This is a genomic window from Paenibacillus sp. 01T442, assembly GCF_056398345.1.
Window position 1 is genome coordinate 122,856 of record NZ_JBFTPF010000003.1, and the last position, 21,292, is coordinate 144,147.

The following is a 21,292-nucleotide window of genomic DNA, read 5'->3' on the forward strand; positions in this document are numbered from 1 at the left end:
CCTTCCTTTACAAAAGTTAGCTGGAAAAAATCCCCCGTTTCACCGGGGGAGATGTCTTATTTTTTAGCATTTTTAAGCGCTTCGTTATATTCTTGCACTACTTTGGTTCCATTTTTGTCCATAAATGATTTCAACACTTGATCCCATTCAGCGGAGCTAAGTTGACCCATGACATATTTAACTTTCGCCTTTACAAGTTCCATATACAAGTCTGGTGTGCTTTGTTCCGTAGTGGATTGAAGTCCGGCAATTGGACTAGCTTTTAGATGTTTGATCAAAATATCATTCGCTGCAATTTCCAGTTTCAACGTTTCTGGATCATCCGAATCTTTCGTGTAGTTCGTGTTTTCCGGACTTGGCAGCGCTTGTGTCGGTAGAATGTATCCGCCGCCAAGCTTAGCCAACTTATCCTTGTCCGTCACTTCGACGTTTCCGTCGGGGTTCGTCTTGAAAGTAACGCCATCCAAACCAAAATTTTGCAGCTTGTTGAATTTCTGTGTTCCCGCTACGACATAGCCGTTATCTTTGGAAGGACCGTAGTCAAGCCATTGCAGAATGGTTTTCAATTTATTCGCATCTTTGGCAGCTGCAGAGCTGATAAAGATGGCGCCGACGTTACCTGGTCCGGATACAACGCCACTTTTCCCAGTAGGACCAACAGGTGGTTCAAAGGCCGTTAGCTTAGCGCCAGGTGTAGTCTTAGGAACGGTAGTCGTAAAGTTACGAATGACCGAAACGAAGTCAAATGTAATCCCGCCTTTACCATTTTTGAAGAATTTATCCTGCGCCTGATTCGCTTTATTCAAGGCGAAATCTGGATCGACAAGGCCTTCACTAACAGCTTTTTTCAGCCAGTCCAGGTAGGTTTTGTACTCAGGGAGTGTTTCGTTCATGGCAAGTTGACCGTCCTTAAGCACCCAACCAGAGCCATCGAGACCAAAGCTGTAAAGCAAATCGCTCGCTCCCCAGAATTCCCGACCGTTGAAATCACCGATACGGCCAGTAATTTCACCAAGTTGAAGCCCGTACGTATCCTTTTTGCCGTTGCCATCAGGGTCGTTGTTCGTCATGGCCTGCATCGTGGCATAGAGCTCATCCAATGTCTTCGGCACTGGCATTTTCAGCTTATCCAGCCAATCCTGGCGAATCAGCGGTGCATTTGGTGCAGACAGGAGTGAACGGGCAATCGGGATACCGTACACCTTGCCGTTATAGCTGATATTGTCATAGTGCAGCTTCGTATACTTCAAGTTCGGATATTTGGAAATATACTCATCCAGCGGAGCTACTGCTCCCTGCTTTATCAACCTGACTGCGGTTGCATCATAGTTATAGGTAAACACATCAGGCATCTCACCCGATGCCACCATCGCATTAAACTTTTCCTGGAAGTTCGAGTTAGGAATCGGTGTAAATTTAAGGTCCATGTTAAACTTTTCATTCAACCATTTAATACCATCATTGTTATCAACATCAGGCACGGTATTCACATTCATCGAGAACGTAATCGGCACTGGCTTCGCTGGCGTAGTGGTTGCATTCTTGGTGGGAGCTGAGCTCGATGAAGCTGTATCTGATTTGCCGCACCCGGAAAGAATAAGGGCCCCCCCGATGATTACGGTAAAGCAAGTATAAATCGTTTTCTGAGATAGCTGTTTCATTTTCAAAATCCCCCTTAGCATAGATTGCGAATTTGATTATTATCTTTGTGATGCTTAACCTTTGATGGAACCGATCATGACACCCTTTACAAAATACTTCTGCAAGAACGGGTACACCAGCACGATCGGCAGTGTAGCGACAATGACCATAGCCATTTTGATTGGCTCTGCCAACTGCATCATATCATTCTGATCGATCATGGAAGCATTGAGCTCCGACGAACTCAGGACCAAGAGCACTTGGCGCAGGAATACTTGCATTGGCCATTTATCCGGGTTATTGATATATAGAATGGCATGGAAAAATTCGTTCCAATGGCCAACTGCGTAGAACAGGATCATCGTCGCGATGATCGGCATAGACACCGGCAGCACGATGCGGAAAAAGGTACCATACTCCGTACAGCCGTCAATCGTTGCCGACTCCTCAAGACTATCTGGAATGTTCTGCATGAACGATTTCACGATGATGACATTGAATGCGCTTGCCGCTCCAGGAATGATCAGCGACCATAAGCTGTCAAGTAAACCTAAGCTTTTGATGAGAATAAAGGTTGGAATCATCCCGCCACTGAATAGTGTCGTAAAAAACACGAGCATCAGAATCGGATTGCGAAATGGCAGCTGCGATTTGGATAATGCGTATGCAAGCGTAAACGTGATGACCAGGTTTAACGCTGTTCCAACAACGGTGATAAACACGGTGATACTTAATGCTTGAATTAAATCCCCTTGCTTGAAAATATAGTGATAGGCTTCCAGTGTCCAACCGCGTGGCCAGAGCACTAAACCGCCTCTGCTCAGTTCGACCCCGCTCGAGAGCGATGAAGCTAATACATTGACGAATGGCAGCAGCATGGCAGCCGATACAAGTGCAAGCAGTACATAGTTGAAGCGGTCAAATAGGACCTCGCCAAATGTTCGTTTGAATCTCATGGTTTCACCTCTCTAGAAAAGCCCTTCTTCGCCTAGTTTTTTGGTTAGTTTATTGGCACTTAGAATCAGGATGAGTCCTACCAAAGAGTTGAACAACCCAGCCGCCGAGGCAAAGCTGAAGTCCCCTTGGAGAATACCTTCCCGGTACACATAAGTGGCGAATACGTCCCCTACATCCAGTACGAGCGGGTTCAGCATCAAGAATATTTGCTCGAAGCCCACGTTAAGAATATGGCCCAACTGCAGCAATAGCAGCATGATGATCGTCGGACGGATCGATGGAAGCGTGATATTCCACAGCTGGCGCCAACGGCTCGCGCCATCCATCACTGCAGCCTCATACATCTCAGGCGATACACTGCTCAGCGCAGCAAGGAAAATGATTGTACCCCAGCCCGTTTCCTTCCAGATGTTTTGAAGCACGATGGTGATCTGAAATAGCTCCGGCATCATCATCCATTTCTTAGCCGTTCCTCCGAACATAACCACAAGTTCATTGACAAAACCGGTTGAGGAGAACATCAGCGAGTAAATCCGGATGACGATGACCCACGACAAGAAGTGAGGCAGATAGACAATCGTTTGCACAAACCTTTTGTACAGTGCATTCCGCAACTCATTGAGCAAAAGCGCCAACACAATCGGTGCCGGGAAGAAAAAGACAAGCTTCATTAAATTGATCGTTAACGTATTTCCCAAGAGCCTTAGAAAATTGTCCCCTTGGAAAAAGTCCACAAAATGTTTGAACCCGACCCAATCGCTTTTGAGAAATCCTTGGAAAGGACTGTAGTCTTGAAACGCGATCAACACGCCCCACATAGGCACGTAGTGAAATAAGAGAAAATAAATAATGCCGGGAAGCGCGAGCACATATAACCTGCGATAGCGGTACATGCTTCGCAGAAGTGAGCGTTTTCGGGGGCCGGTCGTAGATGACGCGGAAGTTTGTACATTCATGCCTAACCCTCCAGAACTAGAAATAACTTAAATTTACTCAAGACCGAAGCACTCTGCCAGCAGCATCAGAACGAGTCCTTGACCATACAAGGTCGGTATTCGCTCAATGCCTTGATACGCCTCGATCGTCGGCATAATCGGTGTGCCTCCGGAAACGCTGTTTACTTCCCCGGCCGTATTAATATTCCCCAATACACCGTGTAATGCGCTTGTTACGTGTGTGTGATAGGTCTCATCCAGGAGTCCAGTGCGAATAGCCAGTATAATACCGCAAGCAATGCCCGCACTACCTGACGTCTCTTGGTAAAAGTCTGCACGATCCATAACGGTGTGCCACAAACCATTGCCGCTTTGATAACCAATCAAACCGTCAATCATACGCTTGTAGCTTGCCCCGATCTCTGCTGGTATGGTGATGAGTTCAGAAATTTCTCTCAGAATCTCAGGCACCGCCACACAAACCCAGGCATTCGCTCGCGTCCATCTGGCTGCGGATAAATGGTTCTCTTGTACACAGTTCCATCCGTGGAACAAAACGCCTGTCTCCTCATCTTGCAGTAAACGCAGATGCAAGCTGACCTGCTCCAGTACCTGTTCTGCAAGATCTGCATCCTTGGTTAATTTCGCCGTGCGAGCTAACAGCAGAACAGCCATAAATATTGTATCTGCCCATACTTGCTCAGGGAAGCTGTCTTTCTCGGTGACAGTATGCTCAAATGCTCCCTCGCGTGTACGTGGAGCCTCTTGCACCATCCACTGGGATATTTGTTTGGCTTGATCCAGATAATACGTTTCTTTGGTTAGTTCATACAGTCTTGGAAAGATAGCAAATGGTGCCATCGAATTGATAACTTTTGTACGACCTGCTTTTTCTTGATTTCGTTTGACCCACCCGGTTAAATAGTCCAGCACATCTTGATTGCCCGTTTTCTCATAATAATGCAACAGTGCGATCGTACCTACACCTGGAACCCAATCCCATTCATTCATGTTCATACCCCAGTCGGTCGATCTGCTTTCCGTCATATAACGATACACACGATCTGCAGCATTTTTTATGTGTTCTTTCATTACAACAGCCATCCTCTGTCCAGCTCCCTCGATTGTATACCGCCTTTCTCTCTGTCGCCACCTCCGATTGGCGCTTATTAGCGGTTCTGAATCCAAGTATAGTATGAAAACGGATGCAAATCTCTCGATCAATTGCGTAAAACCATACCAATATTGCTTTATTGTTTTTTACCCATTAATATAAATGAGAGCGCATTCTACCACAAGGGGATTGGGACATGGAGAATACTACCTATCAATCGACCGACTTTTTCGTAAACAATAAATTACTAGAATTACCCATTCACATGAAATATAAGGAAACCGAGACAAACTTCTATATGAACTTTCATTCCCATGCTGGATTTGAAATTTATCTATTTCATGAAGGCAGCGGCTACTTTCTAATTGAAGAAAATATTTATCCGCTTGAAGGAAACGACATGATCTTGATCAGTTCCTTAGAGTCTCACAAGAGCTCACCCAAGCTGCAAACGCCTAGTACCCGTTCTGCCATCCACTTTTTGCCCGAACTGTTAGAACCCGAAATCCGGGAACGATTTCTCAGTGTATTTGATCGCAGCAACTCGCATCGGCATATTCGGATGAGCGGCGAGCGACTGCGCCATTTTGACTATCTGCTCCAACGGCTGCACGAAGAATATGCGCGGCTGAATACCGGTGACTTGCTGGCTATGCGGATTTACCTCAACGAAATGCTCTTGGAAATACACCGGCTTGTTTTTAACGGGGAAGACCATGAAGTGGAGTCCATTGCACGAAATACGATTAATCCCAAAATTGAAGAAGCGGTTAAGTATTTATCCAAAAATTTCACCTCGGATATTTCACTCGAGAAGCTTGCCCAGGATTTGTATATTAATCCGTATTACTTGTGCCATTTGTTCAAAAAAACAATCGGCCTAACGATAACCGATTTTCTGAACCAAACAAGAATTCATCACGCAAAGCGGTTGCTTGCCAACACCAAAATGCCGATCACCGAAATTTCGGAAGCTGTCGGCTTCAATAGTTTTTCGTATTTTGGGCGCGCCTTCAAAAAAATTGCTGGTACGACCCCTCGTAATTACCGTAACAAGTAATCGGCATAATCTTCTATTAACATCAAAGCCCCCACCCTAACTACAGGATGAGGGCTTCTAACTACGTAACGCATACAGCATTTCTATTCCGAAAATCCAACATACTCTCCTGCTTCACTAGTTGCTCTTACACCGACAGTTTCTCCACCAGCTCGTGCGAAGCCAGCACCAGATCCCCCCGAATGCCGCAAGCATTCGGATTATCCAGCGAGTCCAAGAAATGCTGGACGACACCAGCGAAGCCTCGGCGCTCCAGCACCGTATCCCAGCTGCCGAAGGTGCGCAGGCGCGGAGCGGCATTTTTATCATAAAAGACTGCTGACTCCAAATTCGTTACCTCGACGGATCTGCCGCTGCCGTGCAGCTCTACCTTCTCCAAATCAACACCAGCTAGTCTGACCATGCTATAGGAGCCTATTGCAGAACCGAAGCCCAGCGTTCCTGATGCATGCAACAATTTACCGTTGTCATCCACCTGTTGATGGGAGGCCCTCACTTCGTAAGAGCTTTCTCCTAACCAAAGCAACGTATCCAGCATGTGGATGAGATCATCATACAGCGTTTCTTTGGCGCTATGTCCCTGCAGCTTGGTACGATGTTTGACGGCTGAGGCCATATCGAATCCGCCCGCTTCCTGCAACCAATTCTTCGCCTCGATGTAGAGGGGAGCGTAGCGACGATTGAAGCCCGCTGCAAGCAGTACACCTTTGCGCTCCGCATAGGAAGCCATTTCCACGGACTCTGCCCACGCATACGAAAGCGGCTTATCTACATAGACCGCAACACCATGCGCCATACATGTCATCGCAATATCGTAATGCGTCGACGTCGGACTATGGACGAAAACAGCATCCAACCCAAGCGCCAACAATTCATCCAATTRCGTCGTCCCGAAAGGCACCCTATATTTCGCCTTCATGCGCTCCACAGTCGCTGAGGTAGAGCTCATAATCCCTACAAGGTCCACCCTTTCATGGACGGAAAGCAGCGGTAAGTATACTTTTTGTGCAATATCGCCTAGGCCGATGAGGCCGATTCTTTTTTTAGACATCCTAAACGCCACTCCTTATCTCTGTTCGTAATACATAACGTCCTACCCACAAGCCAAGTATGAGCAAGATAGCGCCAACTATCGTGGATACGCCATACACCTGCACCCACTCAGGTTGATCCACAATGAGGGCATAAATCTTCCCGCCTGCAACAGGTCCCAAGAAAGCCGCGAAGCCTGTGATCGCCGAGTATGTCGCAATATACATCGGACGCTCACTCTTTGGCGTATCCCCAATTGTAAAAGCGAAAACCATTTGATTGAAGCCTCCCAAGCCAATCCCGAGCACAATATGAACCATGAAAAGCACAACAACAGCAGGAATGAAAGCAATAGCTCCCCATAATAAACACGCTAACGCAATGATCGGTAACGACCATAATAGCAAGGTTTGCGCTGAGAATCGCGCATTCAAATTTCCCCATACATAATAGCTAGCCATCATGACTAAGGTATGTACCACTGTAATATAGGAAACAGTTCMGTAGGAAATGTTCATCAACTTCAGCATGACATAGGAGAAAAGAGGCACGGTCAATCCTTGCACGAAGAGGAAGGCGGCTAGGAAAATAATCGCTTTAAGAAACGCACGGTCCATTAATGGCTTCTGGAGCATTCCAACTGGGTTGGTTGCCGTTGAAGGCTCAAAAGGTGGATTTGGGTACAAAAAGTAAGCAATTACATTAAGAACTACACAAACACTTACGATCATGAATATGTAATTGAAGCCTTGCTCACCCGGGTATTTATCGAGAATCTGACCGCCTACGAAGAGCGCCAACGAGCTCACGCCGCCCAGAATGGTATTACGCAGTCCAAAATAACGCCCACGTATCGGTCCAGGTACCGCATCACTGATCAGTGAAGTCCACACAATTCCCCCAGCCGCATTCCCCAGATGCGCAGCCGTGTACAGAATCATATACGTAATCACCCAGTACTCTTGAGGTAATAGAAAAGGGATTAACCCTACACAAGCCCATAATATTCGATGCGTGGATCCAAAAATAATCAGCATCCGCTTCCGATTTCGGAATTTCTGCATGACGACTGCCATCGCAATTTGCACGATATTCACGACTGTCGTGATCGCTAGAATAAGGCCAATCTCGGTCGAGCTTGCCCCCAAGTAAATCAAGTAACCAGTTAAGAACGGTCCGCCAAGCAGTTGAAAAATAATAACAGCTGGAAAGCCCTCAAATGTCGCGACTAGCAAGCTTTTACGGTATGTGGACATTTTTTTCTTCGACTTACGCGCGTTCGGATCGAATAATTTCACAGGTCATAAACCTCCTTTTGTCGATCTAGCAAGTTAGCAGGATCTAATAGTTTACAACCTATGGGTCGCTTATGTTAATATAGGAGTGACTACCTAATCTATCATGTCAGGCGGGATCATCGTAAACTTATGAAACCTAAATATTGGGGTTTGCTGGCAACTTCGTTGCTCTTTTTGATTTTCATTGTACTCTCTATGAAATTGGAGTCAACTACTTATTTGTATATCGCTAGTGTTTGCCCGATTCTTGTCGTGCCATTTTTACCAGATATCCGTTCGAATCAATATATTAAGCCCAAAGGGGACGGCGCTGTACGCCTCATTTCCATGGAAAATAAGGACGGCGGAGATACTGATTTTCTCGTGATCCTTTTTGAACCAGGTTATATCAAATGGAATGGCGGCAAGCTCTTCTTCAATTTAGCAGATAATATGAAAGATGTGTATGTAAAGCCAGATCCATTTGCGGCAACGCTTACCGTACTCAAATACGACCTGTTCAAGCATCGCCGTAAGAAGAATTGGATTGGCATTTCCTTAGCCCAACTCGAGCAGCGCACCGAACATCTCTCTTATACAACCAATGAAGTAAACCGTCTACTTATTCGTACTTCGGATATTCAAGAATTATTGCAAACCAACTTTAAACAGCCTGCCTCTGTGGGGCAACAGGTTGGCGCTTAATAGCCACAAAACATAAAATCACCCAACGCTTGAGATCTCAGCCTACATGCAACAAGTAGGTAAGGAAGTCTCAATCGTGGGTGATTTTTCATTTGAAAAAGATTAAGTAAGCTGCTCGCCGCACAAGTACGCAGCTAACGTACGAACCATAACACCGGTTGCCCCTTTGGGCTCGATGCCTTTGGCCGACCACAGCCAAGCTGTGCCACCAGTATCCAAATGGATCCACGGCGTTTCCTCGGCAAAGTATCCGATGAACAGCCCCGCTGTAATCGCGCCTGCCCAGCGGTCGGAGGATGTCGCGTTTTTGATATCTGCTACGTCACTTTTCAGCATCGCACGATATTCGGGATAGTTCGGAAGCTGCCATACTTTCTCGCCAGCAGCTCCTGCTGCTTGCAGAAATGGCTTTATGAACTCATCGTCATTCGTAACGGCCCCTGTTGCGATATCTGCAAAGGAGATCAAAATCGCACCCGTTAATGTCGCCACATCGATCAAGCGGTTCGCCCCTTGCGCTTTCGCGTAGGTGATCCCCTCTGCCAAAATAATACGACCCTCCGCATCGGTATTCAGCACCTCCACGGAATGCCCGCTGAGCATCGTGACGATATCCCCTGGACGGTATGCCGTACCTGACGTCATATTCTCTGCTGCGGGAATGACCACAACCAGATTCACCTTCGGTTTCAATTGACCGACGACGTGCAGAGCACCGAGCAGTGTGGCGGCTCCGCCCATATCACTGATCATTTCTTCCATGCCGTCGGGCTTTTTCATCGAGATACCCCCGGTATCGAAGGTCACGCCCTTGCCTACGAGGCCTAGCACGTCGGCATTGCCCGGATCACCCGTGTAACGCAGGGTGATCATACGGGGCGGGTGGACGCTGCCMGCGCCCACCGCTGTGAGGCCGCCCATCCCGCGGGCGGCGATTTCGTGCTCATCCAGCACTTCTATGGCGAAGCCATAGTGCTGGGCGAGCTTGATGGCTTCCTCTGCGAGGGAAGCCGGCACAAGCTTGTTGCCCGGGAGGTTCGTGAGATCCCGGGCATAGTTCGTGCCTTCCGCAACCGCTTCGGCGGCTGCGATCTGTTTCAGAAGCGCTGCATCCGCAGGCGCTTCTGTGAGCAACACCGCCTGGCGCAGCTCCGCGCGCGCAGGCTCGTTCTTTCGGTACGCCGCGATGCGGTACGTACCGAGGAGCAGCCCTTCGGTCAGCGCCGAGGCGGCTGACCGGCTGTCGAAGCCGCTTGGCAGCTTCAGCGCCAAGCGTTCGAACTGCAGCGCGAGCATCTTGCGCGCTGCAAAGACCGCGGCTGCGCGCAGCGTATCGCGCGTGGTTGCGGGGCCGAGCCCCGCAACCAGCACGTACGCGTACGGCAGCAGCCCGTGGGTCGGCAGCGCCTCCAGCTCGCCTGAGGCGCCCGTGAATAGGCCCTTTGCGCGCATGCGCTCAAGGGCCTGGTCGAGCTGCGGCAGGCCGAGGACGCCGTCCTGGCGCAGCTCCGCTTCTGTGAGGCAGACAAGAATCGCGTCTGCCCCTTCGTTATTATCCAACAACGAGGTGTACACACGCGTTGTGATGTCTGTTATTTTAGTAAACATAGGAAATGATCCCTACCCTCATCCATATTTCGATTCTTGCTTGTAGTCTTCCCACTATTCGCCTCTCAAGGCGATACCTATTTCCTGTATTGCTTCCCTGTCTTGCTTCCCTATCGATTGCGCCACCAACTAACTGGAAAAACTCCAGTTAATTTCTTCCTTTCACACCGAAAATTCCATTTAACTGGAAAAACTCCAGTTATTTTCCGCATATCTGCCGATTCCAAGCCAATTCTGCTAAATTAACTACATAAAATCCATCTATTCCTCTAAATCGATGTTTTTAGTCAATATTAGCTGGACTTTTTCCAGTTATTCGCCTGAACTGACACGCATGTAATCATCCAGCAGCATTGCCGAGTTCCAGATAGCAGCTTCTCCCTAATAAAACGAAGCAGCCTTCTGCACAACCGATGACATTGGTAGTTGGTACGGACACTTCGCTTCACACAGCGGGACCACTTTACAAGGATCATGGTCTGCACAGCTAGTTATTTTTTCCTGATGACGCTGGAAAAATCCATCCCCCTTCGGCAGCAAGCCGAATTTCTCCCTGAACTTGCTCGCGATCATCACGTCAGGGATCGGGATTTCCAGCGGACAGGAGCAATAATTACACCGTCTGCAATCGTGCTCACCTAACTCAAGTGCAAGCTGTTCTAGTTCACGGCGCTCCTCTGGGCCAACTTCTTTCCGTTGCGCATCCAAATTCTCTTGCACTTCCTTGACGCTAACCATTCCTGAAATGGTTACATGCACATCTTGGCTATACGGATAGCGGATCGCCCGATCTACTGGTTGGATGAATCCACCTGATAAAGGCTTCATCGCTACACGCATCAAATTCATCTCAGCTGCTTTGGGAATTAGCTCATCCAAGGCAAACGGCTGTGCCAAATTCAAATGAAATAATATTTGTGAGAATTGCTCTTTCGCGATCCATTTGACAAGTAGATCTGGACGATGTCCGGAAATGCCGATAAATCGCACTTTCCCCTCACGCTGAGCTTCTAATGCAGCTTCGTAGGCGCCACCGACTTCCATCGCTTTCTTGTATTCCGTTACATTGTTCACATAGTGAATTTGCAGTAAATCAACATGATCGGTCTTCATCCGAACCAGGCTTCGCTCAATTTCCGCTTTCGCTGTCGCATAATCACGTGCTCCCGTTTTCGTTGCCAAGAAATAGTCCTGTCTTCGATGCGAGATACACTCCCCGATAATTTCTTCACTATTCCTATAAGCTGCCGCAGTATCTATGTAATTAATGCCATGATCCAAAGCATAATTAAGCGCTTCTCTCGCTTGTTCCAAGGGTACGCTAGGCAAATTCATGGCGCCAAACCCTAATGACGACACTTTATAGCCTGACTTCCCAAATGTTGAATATTTCAAGCCCTATTCCCCCTCAGGTTTGCTGGTTCACCACCAGATTTACTTCTTCTTCTTCTTCCTCATGCTCTCCCGCAAGAGCTTCCTTCTTCACTTCAATATTGTAATACAAGTCCGTTCTACTTTCCATGCTATGCACGAGGTCACTTACATGCAAAAACACCTGAGACAAATGCCTCAGGTGCTCTTCCTTCATCTTCTTCCCTCATTTTGATTACCATTGTCGTTCCGATCGTTGCTTCCCCAGTCCCAATTGACACCTGGGAATTTCCCGTTGTCATCCTTCGATTGCTGAAATGGGTTCACCGTAGGTTTACTTGAACTTGTTGGTTTCACTGTAGGCTTCGCAGTTGCCCTAGGTGTTGATGTTGCCTTTGGTGTTGGAGTTGCCTTAGGTGTAGAAGTTGGTTTGTTCGTAACCGTAGGTTTCTTCCCGTCGTCGCCATCATCCTTACGATCCGGCTTTGGGGTCGGTTTGCGATCATCCTTATTATCGTTATCATTCTTATCATTTCCGTTGTTCTTACCATTGTTACTGTTATTATTATTGCTATTATTTCTACCGTTATTGTCATTCTTGTCACGATCATTTTTCGATGATGGTGTCGGCGTTGGTTTATGCGTCGCTTTGCCTGGGGTATTACTCCCTGCATTGTTATTTTTACTGTTTTTATCGTCATCTTTATTCGATGAATTACCCGAACCGGATTTGGCAACAGTGGAGGTCTGCTCAGCTCGTTCACTGAGCTTACCGGACTTCTCGTCAGCAAGTAACCTTTGCAAAGAAGACTTATCAATCGGTTTATCCGGTTTTACGAACGTTTGAATACCACCGTTGTCCTTGGCAAGTTGATGAATAGAAGTCGTTTTGATGTCATCCAGCGATACTTTGGCACCATTATCAATGGCATTTAGATAGATCGCATATTTCCCTGCAGATACACCACTTGCTTTCGCTTCCTGCCTTACTTCTTGTGGCGCAGCGAAAGCTTGCACTTCATAGTTCTTCACTTGGTCCGGATGACTGTCTGCGATGTGTTTATTGACCTGAGCCTTCAGCTTCGTCGCAATAGCTTCGTCACTGACTGTTGTTTTGGCTCCTACAACCGTTGAGGAAATAATAATATCTCCTTCGCCCTTCGCCAATGCCCCTTGTTCGGCTTTATCGAGAATATCAGACGTTACATCCTCTAAGGATTTACCTTCAAACACTAACGCTTGAATCAAATTCTCACCGTCTGTATTCAGTCCATGCAGGTCACGAACAATCTCATTATTATCGATGCCAATCTCAATACTTGGATTAATATCAATCGTTACGTACGCAACAACGCTATTGCCAGGCACGCCACCAGACAAGGTCGAGACGAGAACAAAGCACATAACAATAGCAGCTGCTAATGCTGAAACGACCGCCATTTGCGGTACATGTAACCGACGCATCACGGGTGAGTAGAGAATCTCTTCACCTAACTCACAGCTGCGCGTCCCCCTTGGCAACTTATCAAAACGCCCCTTTGAATTCATTACAATAATGGAGCTTTCGCTTAATTCCATTACGATCCCCTTGTTCATGCGCTGTTCTTCCTTTCATTCAACTTTCTTCATCGCGAATATGTAAGTAATCCCGTAAATATGGATATGGACCGTTAAAAATTAGTGCAATGGCAATGATGTACTTACGATTTCGTTCCAAGGTTTTTCTAGATACTTGAACTTGCTCGAGCAGCTCTTTAATTGGCAGCTGTCGTTTCGTCAACAGAGTGCGCATAAGCTCTGAATCCTGTGCAAGTGTGCGGCCGATACCGAAAAGCATCTGCCTTGAGTCGTCATGCTTGGGGGAGGCATCCGTTAATTCCGAGAAATTAATGTCAAAATCACTTAAGCAGCGATTAAAATCAATAATTTCACTTCGCCTTTCTTCTAAACCCTTCTGCTTCTCATAGGCTTCGATGGCTTGATGAACCTCAATTGGATTCATTAAGTTATCTTCATCATCTTCTTGATCAAACGAGCTGTAAGGGATTTGCCCTTTGAAGCGTTGCTCCTTACGAATAAAATCAATGAGTCTTCGCCTGATAACCGTCTCTGCGAAACCTAGAAAAGATCTGCCCATAACCGAAGAGTATTGATTAATAGCTTCATTAAAAGCCGCTAGGGCAATGCTAAATTCATCATCTCTTGCGGGATCAATAAATCTCTTGCAAAACCTGCTTGTTACTTTAGCTACATAGGGCTGATAATCGGCAATAAATTGATTCCTTAGTCGCAGGTCTCCCTTTTGAATCTCATGTATAGTTACCTCAAGTGAAGAGGCTTGCGGTTCATTTTTTCCATGGGACTCTTTCTTTCCCAGAAACTTTTTGAATAGTACCAGTAGCACCTTTCCACCTCACAGTATAGTAGTTTCGTCCTTATATATAACAATTCGGGGGGTACGTATGATGAAATTTATAAATAATTTGCTGATTCATTATAACACAGATCTCTAAATGAGCACCTACTGGCAAATAAACCCTTGTTTACGGTTTCAATTGCTTTATCAATCCTTTATAATATTAAGAAAACCTCTATCACGATGCCCTCTCAAATGAGCAATGTTGAATAGAGGTGGTACGACAGGGAGGTGTTTCATATGGAAGCAAGCAATAACTTCGGTAAGTTTCTTGAAACGTTACGAGGCAAAGCTTCATTGCGTAAAGCAGCTAATAAGAGCGGCCTATCTCATGCATATATTAGAGATTTGGAACTGGGTCGTAATCGAACGACCAATGATGTCATTAAACCTTCTCCCGAGACCTTGAGAAAGTTGGCACAAGCTTATCAATACCCGTATACGGATTTACTTAAAAAGGCAGGATATCTAGAAGAAACTTCCACCTGGTCGAAGCCTGCGCAAGCAAATCTGGATACGATCTGGTATGTCGAATTCGGCATCCAATCGATTATCTACTATTCAGAAGACGGCATGCGAGAAGAACAGGTCGAATCTCTGGTGGCCTTTACACACTTTATTGAAACATTAACAGAGCATCATTTTGTGAAAATGGATATGCATCTTTTCGTAAATCTGAACAAAATAAAAAAGTATGCCTCCGCAGAAGGCAAACTTTATTTTGATACCTATGAAAATGCACCCTTCATTATTGCAGCAGCAATACCACAAAAGAAGTATCATCAAACTATTCTTGATTATGTCGCATTTAATAATGGTCACGCTTTGGAATCATTGGGTACTCAATGTCCCTCATCGTTGAAAGCCAAGTTCTTTACTTAGCATGACAAAGATGAAGAGAATCGTTGCCATACTCAATAGCTGAATAGGCATCACTACACTGAATACATTATCACTTAAAGCATGACGGTAGATCATGCCAATAATAACTACGATCATGTATAAATATACCCCGACATTTTCTCGATTGAACGGAATTCTCGTATAATGCGAAAGAAAGGTAAATCCTAATCTCCGCTTATATAGCGTCATGAGGAATATGAATGTGCCCAGCTGAATAAAGAAGCGCGTCACAAAAGTAATGGTTTGATCATTCTTGATCACATTATAGGCTTCATCTTGTGTGAAATCGACGCACACAATGACAGTCGTAGATATAAGAACTGGCATAATGTAGCCCGAAACTGCTATAAGTAAAGCAGGTACAAACCGATATTTCCATACACACATCAATAAAATACATATGATGCAAACCAATATTAAAGGCGAATTATTAATTAATGAGAGCAGTGAGCCTACCAGCACGGCTAGCGATATTTGTTTCCAATATGGCTTTATTCGAATCCGAAATAGCAACAAGGAGAATAAGAGCATGGGAACAAAATGAATAATAGCTAGTATCAATTTTACCCATGTGAACAATTGCGCTTTCCCTCATTTCTAAGCGACGAAATCATGCGATAAGCAACCTGACAATTTCTTTAATTACATTTAAAAGTATACAAGATATTCATACTTTTGCCTTCAAAGTGGACTAAGTTGGCTGTTATAGCGTATAAGATGACAAAAGTTCCTGTTATTGTCTTAGAAAGGATTGGAGTGAGATCAGTAAATGAAGCATGGCTTTACAGTCGCCATCGTAGAAGATAATTACTGGGTAGGTCAATTACTTGAAAACTATTGTCAGCAATGTGGATTACAGGTCATTTCGATTGTATCGGACGGAGAACAATTTCTGAGGGATTACGATAAGCTGCAACCTGATATACTCCTCATGGATATTGGGCTTGAAGGTAAATTGGATGGCATCAGCGTTGTGCAAGCCTTACGACTCTCGGGGTATCAAATGAAGGTCATTATGGTTAGCGGAACAACGAATACCGAGCATATCTTGACCGCCTTTCATGAGCTTGATTCTGTCTATTTTCTCTCCAAACCTGTTATGCTGCCCAAATTTCAAGCGGCCATCCGCAAAACGATTGCAGAAATCCAATTAGATCGAAGCCGTATTTCGGAAGAACCACAGCCTGGTTCAGCAACGTGGATTACCGTTAAAAATCAAAAATCACAACTTCCTATCTCCGAAGATGCCATTCTCTTTGTGGAAAAGGAAGACAAGCGACTCTCCAGAATTCATCTGGTAAACGGGGCACAAATGGAATCCAGTTCGAATTTATCGGATATTTTGGCTCAAAGCACGCCTCATATGTTCAGCCCCTTCAAGGGCTATCTAGTGAATCTGCGGCATGTCGTTTCTTTTGTGAAAGAAAGCGGGTTCCCCACTTCTCGGAGATTTGTCATTCATTTGAGGCATACTTCCGTCAAGATCCCCCTCAGCCGTGATTTGCAGAAAGAATTCGCAAAACTGCTGCTGGAAGTCAAATAAGAAAAACCTCCAACTATTCTCTGGCCATTGCTTCGAAAACAGCAAAATCCAGAAAATTAGCAGGAGGTTTTCCATTTAATCGGACCTCTAAGAATTCTTAGAGGTCTTTTTATTTTTCAGCTTGTCGCGGCGTGCGCTAAGCATTTTTAATCGCTTCTTAAGTTGCTCTTCCCATTCCTGATCCTCAATCGTTTTGGCGAATCCTAACAGATCTAACGCCATGTCAATTTGGCAGCGAACGATATCGAGCGGCTCTTCGCCTTCATGATTTACACAGTTGTCGTGCAACAGATGATCTTTGCCATCAACGTATTCAATAAAATCGACTTCAACAGCACCATCCCCATGGGCATACTCAGCAAGGATTTCATATTCGTTCTCCACCAGATAGTGAACCTCAATATGGTGACATACCGGGCAGAAGAGGATGGGCACATTGTGAATTTGTGTACGTATGTGCTTCAAAGTACCTTTTGTTCCAATCATACTGGCTCCACAGCAAAAACTCATGGAATTCCCTCCTAATCGTCGAACCCGGATTAATTTAATATATTCGTTACAAATGTGTGAAATTCCTTTTTCATAAGAGAGCTAGCGTATGCCAAATCATTCTAAATGTGTTTGAATAAGCATAATTATAGTAATGATCGATCCATTACGTGTTTTCCGAATTCTTAAGATGAAGGGGAGAGCGGCGTGAACATGATTCCGAGTGTTTCCAGACAGATAGCCTTTGTGCAGTATGACGATCAATCCTCCAGCATGACAGTTCAGTATCATACCGGATTCAGAGCCTCCTACACCAATGTAAAACAAGATGAGTATCTCTTGGTTTTTACATCGGCAAATCGGTATGATTCTCTAATGAGACTTACGGAGAGTAGGTACATGGAAGAAAACATTTCTACCAAGTAAGTCACAAGATCACCCATACCCTCGGCCAATCATGATGAGCAACCGCAAGTGGTACACAAGCAATCTCCCCCCTTTCTTATGGGGTGGAGATTTTTGGTTTATATGGCGCATATGATACAATAAAACATAGGATTAGTGCAATTGTTCATTCTTCCAACATAAGCAAGCAGAAAAGGTGAGTCTGATCTCTATTCAAGCACGCCCCTTTGCCCTTGATCGCGATACCCTTTATTTACTGGCACAATCCMCTTCTGTCCAGTTTATTTATTGGCAGATTTCTTCCAGTAAGATGATGCTCCTGCAAGAACATTTCCAGAAGGACTGGCGCTCTTTATCTCCTACACTACGGTTTCACGAAGTAGTCGATCCATCTCCCAGCATGTCTTTCAGCAAGCAGCAGCAACCCGCAGATCGGGTCTCAGAGCTTATGCTTCCCCCTGGAGATTCCTGCTTTCTCAGCGGGTTAGCCTTCGGTCAATCGTATTATGCACAACTAGGTATCCGGAATGAGCAAGGGTATTTCCTTCCGCTTCTGCATTCCAATATCATTCAAATCCCAGCGATAAGCCTGCCTAGCGATCATCTTTCAGTGGAAACTGATCATCCTTTCATTTACCAGCTAACGTCTCTTCTCTTACCGCAAGTAACGCCTGATGAACATGCGTATTTCTCGGCCTATTCGTTGTATGTCCCGAAGAACACTTACCTTGTAGATATGGAATCTGGAGGCGATACTGATTGAGCACTAACGTACAAGGCTATGTTGCTTTGCTCTTGCATGCCCATATCCCTTATGTTCGCCATCATGCATCTGACATTACGTTAGAAGAACGCTGGTTTTTCGAAGCGGTTGTCGATACGTACTTGCCTCTCATCGACATGATGGAAAAACTTATAGAAGATGAAGTGCCCTTCCGACTTACCTTGTCATTGTCTCCACCACTGCTTGCCATGCTCGAAGATTCCCGCATGCATCTGCGGCTTCGCAAGCACCTCTCCTCGCTTTGCGAGTTGGGGCAGCGTGAAGTCATTCGCCTATGGGGCGATGAAGCCTTCGGCCCGTTAGCTAAGCTGTACGCGGATCGCTATCACCGCCTCAGCCTCCTGTACGATCGGCTCCACGGCGATCTCATTGCCAAGTTCCGCAGCCTTAGCTCCACAGGCTGCTTAGAATTAATTACTTGCGCCGCGACACATGCATTTCTCCCCTTGGTAAAGAACGATAGTACGCTGCGTGCGCAGCTCGAGTCGGCGGTACAGGAATTCCGCCGGCACTTCGGGGTCGCGCCTGCAGGCATTTGGCTGCCAGAGTGCGGCTATTCGCCTGCGCTTGAGCCACACCTGCAAGCGTTGGATCTACGTTACTTCATCGTAGATACGCATGCGCACACCTTAGCCCGCCGCGACGGCGACCCTGACAAGGACATCGCAGGTCTGCCGCTGCGCACGCCAGGCGGCGCCTGTGCGTTCGCCCGGGATCCCGAGGCCGGCGCCCATGTCTGGAGCGCCGAGGTCGGGTACCCCGGCGACCCCGATTATCGCGAATATTATCGCGATATCGGGCATGACCTCGGCCGCGAAGGCGGGGCCGAGTGGGCCTACTTGAAGCCCTACATGCTGCCGGACGGCGCACGCATCAACACGGGCTTCAAGTACTACAGCGTCACCGGCAATGGTGACGCCAAAGTGCCCTACAACCCGGCGCGGGCCGCTCAGAAAGCTCAGCTCCATGCTGAGCATTTCATCGCTAGCCGGGTGGCGCAGGTGCGCCGCCTCGCGGAGCGGCGCCTGGGGTTAGGCGCAGAGGCTGCGTCTGCGCCTGAAGAGCCTTATGTCATCGTATGCCCCTACGATGCCGAACTGCTTGGGCACTGGTGGTACGAAGGCCACCAGTGGCTTGAAGCCGTGCTGCGCGGCCTTGCCGCGCGCAGTGATGAAAGCGTAGTCGTGCAGACGACTACGCTCGGCGGCTACGCCGCCGCCCATGCGCCGACCACCATCGCAACGCTTCCGGTGTCGAGCTGGGGCCGCGGCGGCTATGCCGAGGTCTGGCTGCAGCCGCGCAGCCAGTGGGTTACGCCGCGGCTGCACGCGGCGGAGGATCGCATGGTGCTGGCTGCGCAGCAGCACCAGGACCCGGCAGCGCTTAGCAGCGTGCAGCTGCGGGCGCTGAATCAAGCGGCGCGGGAGCTGATGCTCGCGCAGAGCAGCGACTGGACGTTTATTCTGGATGCGGATACGGTCACCTCTTACGCGACGAAGCGCATCGAAACGCATTTATCCCAATTCCATAACCTTATGAATACAGTAGACAATGGCGGATCTGACAAAGAGCTAGCCACACTGGTGCACGCTTTGGAACGAAAGACGCCTTTCTTACCCGAGCTTCATTATCGACTTTTTCAGCCATCTTCCTCTGAACATGCCCTTCTACGCGCCTCATCCAGTGTAGATAGCGTCATACTTTTAAGCGAAGTTGCCGTTGCCTCGAACATAGAGGCGCCCCAACAAAGCCATCCGTCCAAGCTGCGTATTCTCATGCTCGCTTGGGAGTACCCGCCACATGTCATTGGCGGACTGGCAAGAGCGGTTTGTGATTTATCCAGAGGGCTTGCTGCCGACGGACATTCCGTTCATGTCATCACCTGTCAGTCCCCAGGGTCTCTTCCTTATGAAGTTTCCGAGGGGGTCCATATTCATCGAGCGGAAGTCATTCCAACAACAGATTCCTTGCACTTCCTAGATCGTGTATTCCAAATGAATATGGCGTTCACGGATCTCATGTTGGGCATTTTACGACAGGGCATCGTATTCGATCTGGTGCATGCGCATGACTGGCTTGTTTACTACACGGCACATGTCGCCAAGCATCAAGTTGGCCTCCCGCTTCTAGCAACGATTCACGCTACGGAAACAGGACGTAATCTTGGCAAACTCGAGTCACCGCTTCAAAAGCGGATTCATACCATAGAAGGTAAATTAACAGAAGCGGCCGATCATCTCATCGTTTGCAGTCTATCCATGGGGCAGGAAATGAAGGCGCTCTTTCATATTCCTATTCACCAAATAACCGTAATTCCAAACAGTATTTCTCCCTTGCCTAAGCCAGATCCAGCGTTATTTACGATGAATCCCCTGCTTGCTAACGCCATTTCCCCTACGGAAATGCCGCAGCGTGTTCTTGCTTTTCTAGGCCGTCTTGTGTATGAAAAAGGCGTTCACACCCTTTTGGCCGCGATGCCGCAAGTACTCATTCAATACCCAGATGCCAAACTCGTCATCGCTGGAATGGGTCCTGAGCGCGATGCGTTAGAGGAACTCGCCTTTAGCTTCGGAGATCGGGTAAGCTTCACAGGATTTCTCGATGAGGCTGACAAAAGCTTGCTTTTACAAAGGGCAGAAATTTGCATTTTCCCAAGTCTCTACGAACCTTTCGGAATAGTCGCATTGGAAGCGATGGCCAGCGGAACGCCGCTCATCGTTTCAGATACGGGAGGCCTTGCGGAGATTGTCAGCCACGGGGTTAACGGATGTACATGTCCGCCAGGCGACAAGGATGCGTTAGCCGCACAAATCATTCAGCTATTGGAACAACCGCAGTACGCCTCTAAGCTTGCTGCTACCGCGTTACGAACCGTTCACAGTGAATATAACTGGAAGAAAATTGGATATTTGACAACTCACGTTTACGAGGCTGTGATTTCGAATCTGGCTGCTTCAACCAATCATTCCCCGCATCAAAAGGAAATAATCAAGTAATTTGGATATCCATACCAAATGAAAGCGTGACCAGTAAGAATTTTCAGTTTTTTTTC

20 protein-coding genes are annotated in these 21,292 nt (G+C 47.0%); 7 read left to right on the forward strand and 13 right to left on the reverse strand.

Going from position 1 to position 21,292, the window contains the following annotated elements; genetic code table 11:
* Positions 1-56 precede the first annotated feature (56 nt).
* Genes AC1DLM_RS04650 through AC1DLM_RS04665 form a run of 4 tightly spaced genes read right to left on the reverse strand, consistent with a single transcriptional unit; the run spans position 57 to position 4,625 of the window.
* Entirely contained in the window at positions 57-1,661 is a 1,605-nt protein-coding gene (locus AC1DLM_RS04650) for an extracellular solute-binding protein (protein WP_477569267.1), read from the reverse strand.
* A gap of 54 nt (positions 1,662-1,715) precedes the next feature.
* Positions 1,716-2,597, reverse strand: a complete 882-nt coding sequence (locus AC1DLM_RS04655) for a carbohydrate ABC transporter permease (RefSeq protein ID WP_441988915.1) — start codon at positions 2,595-2,597, stop codon at positions 1,716-1,718.
* Positions 2,598-2,609: 12 nt separating this feature from the next.
* Entirely contained in the window at positions 2,610-3,554 is a 945-nt protein-coding gene (locus AC1DLM_RS04660; protein ID WP_477569268.1) for an ABC transporter permease, read from the reverse strand.
* A gap of 33 nt (positions 3,555-3,587) precedes the next feature.
* A complete protein-coding gene (locus AC1DLM_RS04665; protein ID WP_477569269.1) occupies positions 3,588-4,625 on the reverse strand; it encodes a glycoside hydrolase family 88/105 protein in 1,038 nt (345 codons plus the stop codon).
* Positions 4,626-4,843: 218 nt separating this feature from the next.
* Between AC1DLM_RS04665 and AC1DLM_RS04670 the strand changes: the two genes are divergently transcribed.
* Positions 4,844-5,707, forward strand: a complete 864-nt coding sequence (locus tag AC1DLM_RS04670) for a helix-turn-helix transcriptional regulator (protein WP_477569270.1) — start codon at positions 4,844-4,846, stop codon at positions 5,705-5,707.
* Positions 5,708-5,834: 127 nt separating this feature from the next.
* Here AC1DLM_RS04670 and AC1DLM_RS04675 read toward each other — a convergent pair whose 3' ends face one another.
* A complete protein-coding gene (locus AC1DLM_RS04675) occupies positions 5,835-6,758 on the reverse strand; it encodes a Gfo/Idh/MocA family protein (protein WP_477569271.1) in 924 nt (307 codons plus the stop codon).
* A gap of 1 nt (position 6,759) precedes the next feature.
* Positions 6,760-8,037, reverse strand: a complete 1,278-nt coding sequence (locus AC1DLM_RS04680) for an MFS transporter (RefSeq protein ID WP_477569272.1) — start codon at positions 8,035-8,037, stop codon at positions 6,760-6,762.
* Positions 8,038-8,166: 129 nt separating this feature from the next.
* Between AC1DLM_RS04680 and AC1DLM_RS04685 the strand changes: the two genes are divergently transcribed.
* Positions 8,167-8,721, forward strand: a complete 555-nt coding sequence (locus tag AC1DLM_RS04685; protein ID WP_477569273.1) for a hypothetical protein — start codon at positions 8,167-8,169, stop codon at positions 8,719-8,721.
* A gap of 102 nt (positions 8,722-8,823) precedes the next feature.
* On the opposite strand, the gene AC1DLM_RS04690 is transcribed toward AC1DLM_RS04685, so the two are convergent.
* The 5 genes from AC1DLM_RS04690 to sigI all read right to left on the reverse strand — a co-directional run bounded on the left by AC1DLM_RS04690 (position 8,824) and on the right by sigI (position 14,104).
* Entirely contained in the window at positions 8,824-10,329 is a 1,506-nt protein-coding gene (locus AC1DLM_RS04690) for a leucyl aminopeptidase (protein ID WP_477569274.1), read from the reverse strand.
* A gap of 381 nt (positions 10,330-10,710) precedes the next feature.
* Positions 10,711-11,724, reverse strand: coding sequence for an aldo/keto reductase (locus tag AC1DLM_RS04695; RefSeq protein WP_477569275.1), 1,014 nt, complete (start codon positions 11,722-11,724; stop codon positions 10,711-10,713).
* Between the two features lie 13 nt (positions 11,725-11,737).
* Positions 11,738-11,917: a hypothetical protein gene (locus tag AC1DLM_RS04700; RefSeq protein ID WP_477569276.1), complete on the reverse strand. Its 180-nt coding sequence runs from the start codon at positions 11,915-11,917 to the stop codon at positions 11,738-11,740.
* Positions 11,914-13,296 carry an anti-sigma-I factor RsgI family protein gene (locus AC1DLM_RS04705; RefSeq protein WP_477569277.1) on the reverse strand — a complete coding sequence of 461 codons (1,383 nt, stop codon included), beginning with the start codon at positions 13,294-13,296 and terminating at the stop codon, positions 11,914-11,916. The genes AC1DLM_RS04700 and AC1DLM_RS04705 overlap by 4 nt, the downstream gene beginning before the upstream one ends.
* Positions 13,297-13,315: 19 nt before the next feature.
* On the reverse strand, positions 13,316-14,104 hold the full coding sequence (gene sigI, locus AC1DLM_RS04710) for an RNA polymerase sigma factor SigI (RefSeq protein WP_171633033.1): 789 nt from the start codon (positions 14,102-14,104) through the stop codon (positions 13,316-13,318).
* Positions 14,105-14,356: 252 nt separating this feature from the next.
* On the opposite strand from sigI, the gene AC1DLM_RS04715 reads away from it, so the two are divergent.
* Positions 14,357-14,998 (forward strand): helix-turn-helix domain-containing protein, encoded by a 642-nt coding sequence (locus AC1DLM_RS04715; RefSeq protein WP_171633031.1) that lies wholly within the window; start codon positions 14,357-14,359, stop codon positions 14,996-14,998.
* Here the strand turns inward: AC1DLM_RS04715 and AC1DLM_RS04720 are convergent.
* Positions 14,969-15,598, reverse strand: coding sequence for a hypothetical protein (locus tag AC1DLM_RS04720; protein WP_477569278.1), 630 nt, complete (start codon positions 15,596-15,598; stop codon positions 14,969-14,971). The two genes, AC1DLM_RS04715 and AC1DLM_RS04720, sit on opposite strands and share 30 nt — an antisense overlap.
* A 190-nt stretch (positions 15,599-15,788) precedes the next feature.
* On the opposite strand from AC1DLM_RS04720, the gene AC1DLM_RS04725 reads away from it, so the two are divergent.
* Complete coding sequence (locus AC1DLM_RS04725; RefSeq protein ID WP_171633028.1) at positions 15,789-16,562, forward strand: LytR/AlgR family response regulator transcription factor; 774 nt, start codon at positions 15,789-15,791, stop codon at positions 16,560-16,562.
* A gap of 87 nt (positions 16,563-16,649) precedes the next feature.
* On the opposite strand, the gene AC1DLM_RS04730 is transcribed toward AC1DLM_RS04725, so the two are convergent.
* Entirely contained in the window at positions 16,650-17,072 is a 423-nt protein-coding gene (locus AC1DLM_RS04730; RefSeq protein WP_171633026.1) for a hypothetical protein, read from the reverse strand.
* A gap of 192 nt (positions 17,073-17,264) precedes the next feature.
* Here AC1DLM_RS04730 and AC1DLM_RS04735 point away from each other — a divergent pair, with 192 nt between their 5' ends.
* The 3 genes from AC1DLM_RS04735 to AC1DLM_RS04745 all read left to right on the forward strand — a co-directional run bounded on the left by AC1DLM_RS04735 (position 17,265) and on the right by AC1DLM_RS04745 (position 21,236).
* The gene (locus AC1DLM_RS04735) at positions 17,265-17,477 is read left to right on the forward strand and encodes a hypothetical protein (RefSeq protein ID WP_312886319.1); all 213 of its coding nucleotides are present in this window, start codon (positions 17,265-17,267) and stop codon (positions 17,475-17,477) included.
* Between the two features lie 175 nt (positions 17,478-17,652).
* On the forward strand, positions 17,653-18,219 hold the full coding sequence (locus tag AC1DLM_RS04740) for a DUF4912 domain-containing protein (protein WP_477569279.1): 567 nt from the start codon (positions 17,653-17,655) through the stop codon (positions 18,217-18,219).
* Positions 18,216-21,236, forward strand: a complete 3,021-nt coding sequence (locus AC1DLM_RS04745) for a 1,4-alpha-glucan branching protein domain-containing protein (RefSeq protein ID WP_477569280.1) — start codon at positions 18,216-18,218, stop codon at positions 21,234-21,236. The genes AC1DLM_RS04740 and AC1DLM_RS04745 overlap by 4 nt, the downstream gene beginning before the upstream one ends.
* Positions 21,237-21,292: the final 56 nt, after the last annotated feature.